This window comes from Fimbriimonadia bacterium, from assembly GCA_039961735.1.
GTDB lineage: Bacteria > Armatimonadota > Fimbriimonadia > Fimbriimonadales > JABRVX01 > JABRVX01.
The window spans coordinates 121,898-133,287 of sequence record JABRVX010000003.1; the positions used below are offsets into that span (position 1 = coordinate 121,898).

Annotated in this window: 13 protein-coding genes; 12 read left to right on the forward strand and 1 reads right to left on the reverse strand. The window is 61.6% G+C overall.

The genetic code is table 11. The features are described 5' to 3' along the window. The first annotated feature begins 45 nt into the window (after window positions 1-45). The 3 genes from dapA to radA are packed head-to-tail and all read left to right on the forward strand — an operon-like array spanning window position 46 to window position 3,402. On the forward strand, window positions 46-933 hold the full coding sequence (gene dapA / locus HRF45_01270; protein MEP0765160.1) for a 4-hydroxy-tetrahydrodipicolinate synthase: 888 nt from the start codon (window positions 46-48) through the stop codon (window positions 931-933). Beyond that, the gene (locus HRF45_01275; GenBank protein MEP0765161.1) at window positions 930-2,060 is read left to right on the forward strand and encodes an acetoin utilization protein AcuC; all 1,131 of its coding nucleotides are present in this window, start codon (window positions 930-932) and stop codon (window positions 2,058-2,060) included. Before dapA ends, HRF45_01275 begins: the two co-directional genes overlap by 4 nt. Further along, window positions 2,053-3,402 (forward strand): DNA repair protein RadA, encoded by a 1,350-nt coding sequence (gene radA / locus HRF45_01280; protein MEP0765162.1) that lies wholly within the window; start codon window positions 2,053-2,055, stop codon window positions 3,400-3,402. Before HRF45_01275 ends, radA begins: the two co-directional genes overlap by 8 nt. On the opposite strand, the gene HRF45_01285 is transcribed toward radA, so the two are convergent. After that, on the reverse strand, window positions 3,377-4,990 hold the full coding sequence (locus tag HRF45_01285) for a M2 family metallopeptidase (protein ID MEP0765163.1): 1,614 nt from the start codon (window positions 4,988-4,990) through the stop codon (window positions 3,377-3,379). The two genes, radA and HRF45_01285, sit on opposite strands and share 26 nt — an antisense overlap. A gap of 127 nt (window positions 4,991-5,117) precedes the next feature. Here HRF45_01285 and HRF45_01290 point away from each other — a divergent pair, with 127 nt between their 5' ends. The 9 genes from HRF45_01290 to HRF45_01330 all read left to right on the forward strand — a co-directional run. Continuing rightward, window positions 5,118-5,528, forward strand: coding sequence for a hypothetical protein (locus HRF45_01290; GenBank protein MEP0765164.1), 411 nt, complete (start codon window positions 5,118-5,120; stop codon window positions 5,526-5,528). A 95-nt stretch (window positions 5,529-5,623) separates the two neighbouring features. Further along, entirely contained in the window at window positions 5,624-6,907 is a 1,284-nt protein-coding gene (obgE, locus tag HRF45_01295) for a GTPase ObgE (protein ID MEP0765165.1), read from the forward strand. Beyond that, window positions 6,904-7,506, forward strand: coding sequence for a nicotinate (nicotinamide) nucleotide adenylyltransferase (nadD, locus tag HRF45_01300; GenBank protein MEP0765166.1), 603 nt, complete (start codon window positions 6,904-6,906; stop codon window positions 7,504-7,506). The genes obgE and nadD overlap by 4 nt, the downstream gene beginning before the upstream one ends. Next, window positions 7,503-7,868 carry a ribosome silencing factor gene (gene rsfS / locus HRF45_01305; GenBank protein ID MEP0765167.1) on the forward strand — a complete coding sequence of 122 codons (366 nt, stop codon included), beginning with the start codon at window positions 7,503-7,505 and terminating at the stop codon, window positions 7,866-7,868. Before nadD ends, rsfS begins: the two co-directional genes overlap by 4 nt. Next, complete coding sequence (locus HRF45_01310) at window positions 7,869-8,582, forward strand: tetratricopeptide repeat protein (protein ID MEP0765168.1); 714 nt, start codon at window positions 7,869-7,871, stop codon at window positions 8,580-8,582. Between the two features lie 48 nt (window positions 8,583-8,630). Beyond that, window positions 8,631-9,116, forward strand: coding sequence for a pantetheine-phosphate adenylyltransferase (gene coaD / locus HRF45_01315; GenBank protein MEP0765169.1), 486 nt, complete (start codon window positions 8,631-8,633; stop codon window positions 9,114-9,116). A 15-nt stretch (window positions 9,117-9,131) separates the two neighbouring features. Next, window positions 9,132-9,665 carry a hypothetical protein gene (locus HRF45_01320; protein ID MEP0765170.1) on the forward strand — a complete coding sequence of 178 codons (534 nt, stop codon included), beginning with the start codon at window positions 9,132-9,134 and terminating at the stop codon, window positions 9,663-9,665. Window positions 9,666-10,360: 695 nt separating this feature from the next. Continuing rightward, window positions 10,361-10,699, forward strand: a complete 339-nt coding sequence (locus tag HRF45_01325; protein ID MEP0765171.1) for a hypothetical protein — start codon at window positions 10,361-10,363, stop codon at window positions 10,697-10,699. Between the two features lie 72 nt (window positions 10,700-10,771). Next, window positions 10,772-11,390: hypothetical protein (locus HRF45_01330; protein MEP0765172.1), on the forward strand; the 619-nt coding region annotated here is incomplete at its 3' end.

Consider the following 11,390-nt stretch of genomic DNA (forward strand, 5'->3'; position numbering starts at 1 on the left):
ACAAGATAACAGGCGGAACCTGTACGATGTGAAAGGCGGTGTGACATGCGAGATTGGGGAAGGCTGCTGACAGCGATCGTGACCCCCTTCTCGTCTGACGGGCGGAACGTCAATCACGCAGAGATGGCGCGAATCGCTGGTCACTTGGTGGACACGGGAAGCTCGGGCATCGTGGTGGCAGGTACCACGGGGGAGTCTCCGACCCTGAGCCACGAAGAGAAGATCGCGGTGTTTGGAACCGTTCGAGATGCCGTCGGACAACGAGCGGCCGTCGTGGCTGGCACGGGAAGCAACGACACGGAGCAATCCATCCGGGTGACCATCGAGGCGGAGAAGATGGGCCTGGACGGTGTGATGCTGGTCGCGCCCTACTACAACAAGCCCTCTCAGGATGGCCTGTTCCGCCACTTCGAAGCCATAGCCTCCCGCACGAAACTTCCGGTGCTCATCTACAATATTCCCAGCAGGACCTCGGTGAACGTGGAGCCCGCGACGATACTGCGGCTGATGGATGCCTGTTCGAACGTGATCGCAGTGAAAGAAGCCAGTGGCAACATCGGGCAGATATCCGAGCTGTGCGCCGCGGTTCCGGAGGGCAGAAGGGTGTACAGTGGGGACGATGCGCTGACGCTCCCCGTGCTGGCGGTGGGGGGCTACGGCGTCGTGAGTGTCATGGCTCACGTTGCGGGCAAGGCGATCCGTGAAATGATAGAAGCCTACGTGTCCGGCAATGGTGCAGAAGCGCTTCGGCTGCACCGCCAGACGGCCCCACTCTGCAGAGCGCTATTCTGCACCACCAGCCCGACGCCGGTGAAGGAAGCCGTAGGGATGCTGGGCTTCGACGTGGGGCCGGTTCGGTTGCCGCTCGTGCCCCTGACATCGGAGCAGCGGAGTCTGGTCAGAGACGCTATGGTCGCTGCGGGGGTGCTATGAGCGACACCGAGAAGCGCAGGTTTTTCTTTCACCCAGGCTCCTATGAGTACGACTTCGGTCACCCCCACCCGCTTCGCCCGGAGAGACTCCGGCGCACGTTGGAGCTGCTAGCCGCAGTGGGCGTTACCGATGGCATGCGCGTGGAGGAGCCGAAGCTGGCGCACACTGACGAACTGCTGCGCTGCCACTCCCACGATTACGTCGTCGCGGTGGAGCGCGCGAGCGATGGTCATGTTGCTGAACTGGAGTTCGGGCTGCGTGCGACAGACAACCCGGCGTTCCCAGGGATGTTCGAGGCCTCTTTGGCCTACACCAGTGCATCGATCGCAGCCGCCTACGCCGTCGTTAATGGTGCAGAGGTAGCATTCAATATCACGGGTGGTCTGCACCACGCGATGCGCAGTCGAGCGGCGGGATTCTGCATCTTCAACGATTGCGCTATCGCGTGTTCCATCCTCTGCGAACGGTTCGCCCGCGTGGCATATGTGGATATTGACCTCCATCACGGCGACGGTGTGCAATTCTTATTCTATGACGACCCATCGGTCCTAACATTTTCCATCCACCAAGACGGTCGCTCATTGTTTCCGGGCACGGGGCACGTAAGCGAGATCGGCGAAGGACCCGGCGCGGGTTCGTCGGTCAACGTGCCCATGCCGCCCGGCACCACCGACTCGCTGTGGCTCGCAGCGTTCGAACCTGCCCTCCGACGCAGCTTCGAGCTGTTCGAGCCAGAAGCGGTGGTGCTGCAGATGGGGACCGACCCGCACTATATGGACCCGCTCGGCCAGCTCTCGATGACGGCTCAGGGCTGGCTCGAAGCGGTGCGCATCGTCTCCGGCTACGATCTTCCGCTCGTGGGACTCGGGGGAGGGGGCTACAACCTCTCGACGGTGCCCAGGATGTGGACCGCCGCGGTTGCCCACCTATCCGGTGTGCCCATTCCGGATGAGATCCCTGTGGAGCTGGCGGCAAAGATCGGTGCGGATCATTTCTTCGACCTCGAACGACCGCCGGACGAGGAGGCGATGGCGCAGCAGCTGCAGCCCATCGTTGACGATATCCGTCACGCCGTAGCAGTCGGTCCGCTTGCAGCACTCGAGAGCCTCGTGCAGTCCCGTGGCTAAGCGCAGCACCACCTTCGTGTGCCAGGAGTGCGGTGCAGGTACGCCAAAGTGGCTTGGGCGGTGTCCCGCGTGCGACGCATGGAATAGCCTCATTGAGGAGCCGACGGCCTCTCACATCCAGCATTCTGCGTCACCACCCTCACAGCTCGTTCCAATATCAGAGGTGGCTCCCCAGCCGCAGGAGCGCGCTTCGACCGGCCTCCCCACGCTCGACACGCTACTCGGTGGCGGCTTGGTGCGTGGCTCCGTGGTGTTAGTGGCGGGGGAACCCGGGGTGGGGAAGTCCACCATCGTATCGCAAGCCGCCGTGGGACTGTGTGAGGCCGGACCCGTGGTGTATGTGTCTGCCGAGGAGTCGCCTGCGCAGGTGGCTCTTCGCATGGCGCGTCTCGGCGGCGCACCATGCAACCTGTTAGTGACCGACGAGACGCTGGTCGAGGAGATGGAGGCCCACTTACTTCAAGGCCACGTCGCCATCGTGGATTCTATCCAGACGGTGCGCACGGACGCGCTGGACTCGGCACAGGGGAGCGTCTCACAAGTGAGGGAGGCGGCCAGTCGCTTGCAGCGCATCGCAAAGGAACACGGTGTTTCGATACTGCTCATCGGACACGTGACCAAAGAAGGCGCGATCGCAGGCCCTAGGGTGCTGGAGCACCTAGTGGATGTTGTGCTCTACTTCGAGGGGGAGCGGGGTGTTCCGTATCGGGTGCTAAGGGCTACCAAGAATCGGTTCGGCGCAACCGACGAGGTTGCGCTGTTCGAAATGGCCGAGGATGGACTCCGTCCTGTCGAGAACCCCTCTGCCGCGTTACTTGCAGAGCGGGCCGAGGGGGCGCCGGGCTCCGCGGTCATGCCAGTGATGGAGGGTTCGCGGTGCCTGCTGGCGGAAGTGCAGGTCCTATGCACTCCGAGTTTTCTCACGAACCCGCGCCGCGTGTTCACGGGAGTGGACTACAACCGAATGACCATCGTGATCGCCGTGATGGAGAAACGGCTAGGCTTCCGCATGGGCGGGCAAGACGTTTTCCTGAACATCGCAGGTGGCCTGAAAGTGGAAGAACCCGCAGCCGATCTGTGCGCCCTTATGGCGGCCCTTTCCAGCGTCAAAGACACCCCGCTGCCCAGTGACCTCGTCACGTTCGGCGAGGTAGGACTTGCCGGAGAGCTCCGCTCCGTCAGCCACGCGGATCGCCGTCTCAAGGAAGCGGCGCGGATGGGTTTCCGCACCGCCTTGATACCTACGGCCCAGAAGGTCGCGTCCGACTCGGGACTGCGCATAATCCGGGCGGCCGATGTACGCAGCGCGATGAACGCTATCCTTCCTTCGTCTGGGCAATGAAATAGGAGGGGTTGAGCGGCTCGCCCGTAGTCCGACGAATCGTTTCTCGCCAATCGAACAGGTCGCCCATCTTGAATAGACCCTCTCGGAAAAACTCGCCCAGCTTGGGACTTGTTACCATCTCCCGCATATCACCACTGGGAATCACCTTGCTCAGGATGAAGTGCCGTAGCTGACATGCATACAGATCGCCGAGTAGGTAGTTGTGGTAGTACGCAGGGGCTAGGGCGACATGCATCTTCGTGGCCCAGTCCGGCATGTCACGGCCCTCTGGCTTACGCACCAACTGCTTAGCTTGAACCAACTCCCACCACAGAGCGTTCAAGTCACGTTCCGGATCCTGATACATCCCACGCTCGAAGTGTGTCATCACGAGCACCCATCGCGTGAAGATCAGCTTCTGCATGCGGTCTTGCTCGCGCGCGGCGGCAGCTACCGCGGCGGCTTCCTCTGCAGGCACACCGGCATACTCGATGAGCCACGCGTCGGTGGTCACGAGACTCCCAAAGAAGATGGCGACTGCCTCCGTAGTCAGTATGTGACTGGGACTGCGAAGCAGCCATGGCAAAGATGGCTCAATGAACTTATCGTACACGGCGTGCCCATACTCGTGCAGAAGCGTGCCCATCCACCTCGCCGTGGGTCGCACGTTGCACAACACGCGCACGTCGCCCCGCCTATCTATATCCGTGCAAAACGCATGCTGATTTTTCCCTTCGCGTTCGAACAGGTCCGATCGCTCGATGAGGTCGTCTACCGGCAAGCCGATGCGGTCGAAGAACCGAGTGGTGATCGCGACGAGGTCCTTGTTCGCGAAGTACTTGTCTAGCTCCACCTTGGAGCGCGGTGCGCCCTGAAAGTAAGGATCGGGGTAGTTCCACGGAAGCGATGCGTCTGCATCGGTTAGTCCGCACCGCTCGGCGATCTCCTCGTCCACCTTCGCCTTCACCTCGGTGAAGCCCTTCATGCTCGCACGGTCCAGATCCGCGAGTAGTGCCATCAGTTCGTCCACATCGAACTCTTGCAAGCGCAGAGACTGCGTATGAAAATCGCTGAAGTGCAAACGCCGGGCCTCGGTGTTCCGCATGCGAGCGAGCTCGCGTATGTTGTCGGCGACAAGCGGTCCAATCTGCTTGCTGGCTTCCCATGCCTCCCGGCGCTCGACGATGTCCGAGCTCTTGTGCAGCACTTCGTCCAACACGTTGTTCGGAACCTTTTCGCCGCGGAAGTCCGCCCGGAAGTTGTTGTAGACTGCGGCAACTTCCTTTTCCTTGTCCACGATGGCGGCAAGAGCTTCGGGCGACATCTGGTGTCCCGTGTATGCGTTCAGAAGCACGCGGTGCATCCGCTTCATCACGGGATCCGTGAACTTCTCGACCGAGGTCTTGTGCAGAAAGTCGTACTCATGGGGGCGCGCATAGATACCGCGGTACAGCTTTTCCAACTCCGCTGCGCGCTGCATGGCCTCGGGCTTGCCCGTCGTGGCGAACTCCCAAGATGCGAGGGCGGCCTTGGTGTGCAGCGGTTCCACCTCGGCTGTGTGACGGGTGGCGAACTCGCGGATGCTGTCATCGGAATGGGTTCCCATGGCGTAGGTCCTCGTCTGATCAAAGATTATCCTTAGCGTACCATGCCCTAGGGAACGTCCCGGAGGTGCCCATCGGTATAATGGCCAGGGGCGAGAATGGGTCGCCCGAACAAGGAGGTTAGTCAGGATGTTCACGCACCGTTTGCTTGCCGCGGCTTTTCTCGCTGCCGTAGTATCGCCGGTCTTTGCCGACCCCGTGGCGTTCGGCGGAGTCACGCTGTTCGAGATCAAGACCGCCGCAGCAGGGAAAACGCCCGCACAACGTGTTGCCGAAGTCGAGGTTAGGCTCATCGATATCCTGGGTGAGACCAAGATTACGGACAAGGACGTCGTCGTTAAGCCCGACAAGACTGAGCGCAAGATTCTCGTGAAGAACCGGCTGCTGGTCACCGTAACCAAGGAGGATGCGTCGTTCCACAAGACGACGATCGATAAGTTGGCGAAGAACTGGCGCGACCAGATAGCCAAGAAGATTGTCAACATGCACCTTCTTCCCGAGCAGGTCGGACCCACCGCTCCGCCTGCCAAGAAGCGCTAGTTTCACGCTCCGATTTGCTAAGGCTCGGGCCCCGCGAGCGGGGCCCGAGATCATTGGCGAAGGCCCGACGATAGCCGGAACGGTAGAATCCGAACGTGTTCCTGGATGAAGTCGAGATAGAGGTGACGTCCGGCGCGGGCGGCAACGGAGCCGTATCCTTCCGCCGCGAGAAGCACGTGCCCCGCGGCGGCCCCGATGGAGGGAATGGTGGCAAGGGCGGAGACGTAGTGCTCGTGGCAGACTCCGGGCTCGGCACGCTACTGGACTTTCGCTATCGTTCTAGATTCAAAGCCGAGCGCGGCACCGATGGTGCCGGTGGACTGAAGGACGGCGCTAGCGCAGCCGACTGCGAGATTCGGGTGCCCTGTGGGACCGTCGCGCTGGATGTTGAAACCGGCGAGCGCATTGCCGAGGTGCTGAGGCACGGCGACCGCCGCGTGATAGCCCGAGGGGGAAAGGGCGGGCGCGGGAATGCGGCATTTGCAGATTCGGTGCGACAGACGCCTCGCTTCTCCGAGAAAGGGGAGCCAGGCCAGAAGAGGCGGGTGAAGCTCGAGCTGAAACTGGTGGCGGACGTGGGAATAGTCGGCCTGCCCAACGCAGGCAAGTCCACCTTCATCGCGGCAATCAGCGCGGCTCGACCCAAGATTGCCGACTACCCGTTCACCACTCTCGTGCCGAACCTCGGCGTAGTGCGAGCAGGGGAGAAAAGCTTCGTGGTGGCGGACATGCCGGGGCTCATCGCTGGCGCGCACCAGGGCGTGGGCTTAGGGGATCGCTTCCTGCGCCACATCGAACGCACCCGCGTTCTGCTGCACCTAGTGGATTGCGCTCCGCCCGACGGTTCTGACCCCTACGAGAACTTCCAGACGGTAGAGCGAGAGTTGGCGAAATACGGCCATGGCCTGGCCAACAAGCCGAAGATCGTGGGACTGAACAAGCTGGACTTGCCGGGTGCGAAAGAGACTGCAGATGCAATCGCTCGGCGTCTGGCAGCCGAGCAGCCGGAAACGCCATGCTTCCTGCTCTCGGGTGCCACCGGCCAGGGCGTGCAAGCCGTGGTGTTCGCGCTCTCGGACCTGCTCGACCGAACCCCAAAACAAGAAGATCCCCAGCCAGAGGTCGTATATCGACCCGGCGAGCGGCGTGGGGCAGGAGAATGGACGGTGGAACGCGTGGACGGAGAACTACACGTCCGCGGTGAAGGCGTGGACCGCCTAGTGTCGAGAACGGACTTGGGAAACTACGATGCTCTGCAGTACCTGCACCGCCAACTGGAGAAACTGGGCGTGCTTCAGGCCCTCCGCGATGAGGGAGTCGAGGAGGGCGAGACGGTGGTGATTGGTGGAGTGCAGATGGAGTACGTGGAGAAGCCGTGAGGCAGATCGGTCTGCTCGGCGGGTCGTTCGATCCGATCCACAACGGCCACCTGCGGCTGGCAAGTGACGTCATGGGGGAGTTCTCATTGGAGGAGGTCTGGCTCGTCCCGGCGCGCTTGCAGCCGCTCAAAGGCGGATCGGTCGCTCCGGCCGAGGACCGCCTTGTTATGTGTCGCCTGGCGGCTGTCGAAGTGCCAGGGCTACGAGTGTTGGAAGACGAGATTCGCCGCGACGGTCCGTCCTACACCGTGGATACCGTGCGCCAGATCCTGACCAGCGAACCCGACATCGCGATCACCTTCGTAGCTGGCACCGACGCCCTCGTGAACCTCCCGAAGTGGAAGGAACCAGCGGAACTGCTTCGCCTCACCCGAGTGGTGGCAGTCGAGCGCGGAGGCGTGTCGTGGCAGGAGTTGCAGGCGCTGCTGCCAAACTCCCTAGGCATGGAGTTGACACTGTGCCAAGCCCGCGCGCTTCCGATTTCGTCCACGGATGTACGCGAGCGTATCGCCAACGGGATGCCTATCACAGACCTCGTACCGGCGGCAGTGGAACACTACATCCACGAGCGAGCTCTATACCGGGGGGACGCCCGTTGACGCCTCGAGAACTGTTGGACAATGTGGTAGCTGCGTCCGAGGAGCTCAAGGCTCTCGACCCTGTCGTCCTGGACATACAGGGCAAGAGCACGATGGCCGACTACATGTTCATATGCACCGGCACCTCGGACGTACACGTGCGCTCCATCGTGGAGCGCATCGAGAAAAACCTGCGCGAAAAGGGGGTCCGAATCGACCACGTGGAGGGACTGCCGCAAGCCACGTGGGTTTTGATGGACTACGGCACCGTGATCGTCAACGTTATGCAGGCCGAACAACGCGAGTATTACGGAATGGAGGAGTTCTGGGAGAAAATGCCGCTCGTGGAGGACATCATCCTCGCCGTGCGGGAAGGTACGTAGATGGACCCCCTTTCACCTAGGCCGGAAGAGTTGGAAAAGGTGCTGCGACAGGCGCACCTGCACAAGATGCGCCAGGAGAAGGCGCGAGCATTGGAGATGATCACGCGTGCGACCGAGATGGCCCCCGAAGACCCCGATACCTGGGAGCTTCTGGGGGATATGCTCGCCGACCTGGGCCGCTTCGATGAGGCGCAGGCAGCATACAAAAGATGTCTGGAACTGGCCCCCGATCGGGTCTCGGTGGAAAAGAAACACGCCCGCGCGGTGTTCTACCAAAGCGAGAAGAGCTACGAACGCGCTCGCATGGAGCAGATCATGGCTGGTGAGGTCTCCGCCGAAGTCTCCCTCGTGCCGAGAAAGCCGGGCCTCGCCTTGATGATGGGCATCGTCCTGCCCAGCTCGGCTCAGTTCTACAACGGGCAGTTCGTGAAGGGAGGCATCATCCTCGCCGTGCTGGTAGTGCTCAGCGCAGTGCTTCTACTCAATCCCGGATTCGTGGCCGCCGCCAGCGGTTTCGTGCACCTGATTGCAGCCAGACCGGAACGGGAGGCCACGGAGGCGCTTTCATTCCCCATCCTGTTCACGGCTTTCCTGTGGCTCATCCTGTACATCTACTCGATCATAGACGGCATCGTCGTCTCAGCGAGGCTAGCATCGAGCTACCGCCCTCCGTCCTCCCCCGCGCCCTTGGCGAATGGCGGGCCGAAGAGCTAAGGCCCAGGGCTATCCATGGGAGCCTCAGATCGGCCAGACTCGGTACATATGCGCACAGTTGCCATCTACCCAGGGAGCTTCGACCCCCCGACCTTCGGACACATGGACATCATCCGGCGCGCTGCGGCGTTGTACGACAAGCTGATAGTCGCAGCGGGCAACAACCCGGAGAAGGAATACCTGTTTCCGGTAGAGACTCGCTTGGAGATGCTTCGTGAGTGCTGCGCTGACCTGCCCGGAGTTGTTGTAGAATGCTTTGAGGGACTGCTGGTCGAGTTCGCCCGGCAGCAGGGTGCCAGCGTGATCGTGAAGGGCCTGCGCGCGATCTCGGATTTCGACTACGAGTTCCAGATGGCCGTCGCCAACCGAATGCTGGACGGCTCGGTGGAGACGGTCTTCCTGATGACGAGCCAGGAGTACGCGTATCTTTCGTCAAGCATCGTGAAGCAGATCGGCGCGATGGGTGGTGACGTCTCGAGCCTGGTACCCGCGTGCGTGGAGCGGAGGCTCCGCGAACGCCTGCAATCCTTGTAGTAGCGGAGTGCTGCGATGGACATTCTGAAGATGATCGAAGAACTGCGCGCGCAGTTGGACGCCCCGAAGGGGTTCGGCAAACTGCTGTGGGGCCTCAACCGCGACGAGTGCCTCATGCTGGTTAGCAAAATCCGCGCCTCTCTTCCTGAGCAGGTCAAGAGCGCCGACAAGCTGACGCGCGAGAGCGAGCGAATCCTGCACACCTCGCGGCAAGACGCGCAGGCCGAGCTCGAACGCGCGGCGAGAGAAGGGGAAAAGATCAAGGAAGAAGCACTTCGCGAGGCCGAGCGTATTCTGGAACAGGCCTCTCTTCAGCAGGCAAAGATGCTGGACGAAAGCGAAGTGATGAAGCTTGCCAACGAAGAGGCAAAGCGCCTTCTGGAGCGCACGCACGAGGAGTGCCGCAACTTGCGACGTGGAGCCGATCAGTATGCGGGAGACGTTCTCGAGGAGCTGGAGGATGCAGTGTCGCGCGTGATGATGACCATCCAAAACGGGCGCCAGCGCCTGGACGACCGACTCAACGAGAAGCTGCCCCTGGCACGGTAGCTACGCCCACTGCTCGGGGCCCTGTTGACCCCCGCGTACCCGGGCGTTGTTCCGATTAGCGACTCACGTTGCAAGACCTTGACAGAGCTGCGATCCTGTGTTACTATGGATGGCGGATGGTGTCCCGGCAAACGTGCCGGGGCGGAGCGACGGGCGCAGGATTCGTTCGGGACGCGGAGGTAAGCCGCGGACACGACCCGGCGCGATACGGGACCCGTGAAGGAGGTTTCGAGGTGCATGCCTTTGTGCGGTATGTCTTGGCCTCCGCCTTGCTGCTCTGCAGTGGCGTGGGCATCCCGTTGGTGCCGACACCTGCGTGTAACTACCCTGCATTCGGCCCGCGGCGTGGCAGTGCGGAGCTGTGTAGGACAACCCTTTTACCTCGCCACCAGCTAACTAGCTACACCGCCATGCTTAGCCGATCGTCTGCACCTATATGGCAGGCCACCGCGATCACGTGGCGAGGTCTCTGCATCCCGCAACGACGACACCTAACACCCCTACCAGTCATGCCGAGCCTCCCCAGCGTCATGCTCACCTCCCCACGTCATGCTGAGCCTGTCGAAGCATGCGCTCGCATGCCGCATGTCGTCGTCATCCAATGCCACGGTGTCGGCTTGCCGCTTCATGCTTCGACAGGCTCAGCATGACGCTGGCAGGCTCGGCATGACGATGGCGGTTACGGTTGCAGGGAGATGATGGCCTCCACTGCGCGTGCTTGGCGACCTGATACGCCGCTCGTCGAGGGAAAGCATGGACAACCGAACACCGATGCCACGCCGTGCATTGCGGTGGATGCACAAGGCAACTTCCTGGCGCTGTTTCAGTCGGAAGAGAACGGGTACTTGCACAAGTTCGTTTTCGAACAGGGGCAACTGGTACAGGAGTGGCGTGAGAACATCCGCCGCACGGACTTGATTTCGGTCGCGATGATGCGCGACGGGACGATCCTGGTAGGTACGCGGTACTTCGCTGAGCCTCCCTGGAACGAGACGCACGGTTTCGTCTACGCAGTGTGGGGTTTCGACCAGTAGCTCGTCAGGGGTGGACCGGTAGCGTTTGCTCCGGTCCACCCGATCGTGACTCTGATTCACGGAGGCGATTCGGTGAGAACGTTCATGGCAGCATTGTCACTACTAGCGGCGGTGGTCCCGGTATCGGCGCAGATGCACTACGTGCATCGCAAGCTGGATTGGTTCACGGACATGCTCGGGATGAGCCTATGGGATGACGGTCACATCATGTATGTGGGCACGAAGGACGATCCTGAGATGCCGGAGCGCGAAAGGACCTACGACCTCTACCTAGACGGAGTGAACTATACCGCCGACATGTTCGTAGGTCGGCACGAAGTGATACCCGGTAGGTTCGAACCCGATGGGAACCTGTGGTTCCATGCCTACTTCTACGACTCCGAAGGCAAGCGGCGATCTCACGTCTTCCGCAGCAAGACGGACTACGTGGCGGAGAAGTGGGGGATGGAATACTTCGCGACCGGTCACTACCGCGTGACGTCAAGGGGCGATGTCGCCATGATGTTAGGTGCCGACCCGAACGACGCGAATGCGGGCTATGACCTTTGGCTGAACGACCGGAACGTCACGCTGGAGATGTTCGGCCCGAACCGGTTTCGGTTCGGCGCCCCCGGCATCCTGTTCGAGACGGGTGACATGTTCTGGACAGGCAGTTCGCCGGGCTGGAGCCCGATGGATGTGTACCTGAACG

Excerpts from the sequence above, each read along its gene's own strand:
- dapA (MEP0765160.1), top strand. The coding sequence starts at position 46 with ATGCGAGATTGGGGAAGGCTGCTGACAGCGATCGTGACCCCCTTCTCG.
- HRF45_01275 (MEP0765161.1), top strand. The coding sequence starts at position 930 with ATGAGCGACACCGAGAAGCGCAGGTTTTTCTTTCACCCAGGCTCCTAT.
- HRF45_01285 (MEP0765163.1), bottom strand. The coding sequence starts at position 4,990 with ATGGGAACCCATTCCGATGACAGCATCCGCGAGTTCGCCACCCGTCAC.
- HRF45_01290 (MEP0765164.1), top strand. The coding sequence starts at position 5,118 with ATGTTCACGCACCGTTTGCTTGCCGCGGCTTTTCTCGCTGCCGTAGTA.
- HRF45_01310 (MEP0765168.1), top strand. The coding sequence starts at position 7,869 with ATGGACCCCCTTTCACCTAGGCCGGAAGAGTTGGAAAAGGTGCTGCGA.
- coaD (MEP0765169.1), top strand. The coding sequence starts at position 8,631 with ATGCGCACAGTTGCCATCTACCCAGGGAGCTTCGACCCCCCGACCTTC.
- HRF45_01320 (MEP0765170.1), top strand. The coding sequence starts at position 9,132 with ATGGACATTCTGAAGATGATCGAAGAACTGCGCGCGCAGTTGGACGCC.
- HRF45_01325 (MEP0765171.1), top strand. The coding sequence starts at position 10,361 with ATGATGGCCTCCACTGCGCGTGCTTGGCGACCTGATACGCCGCTCGTC.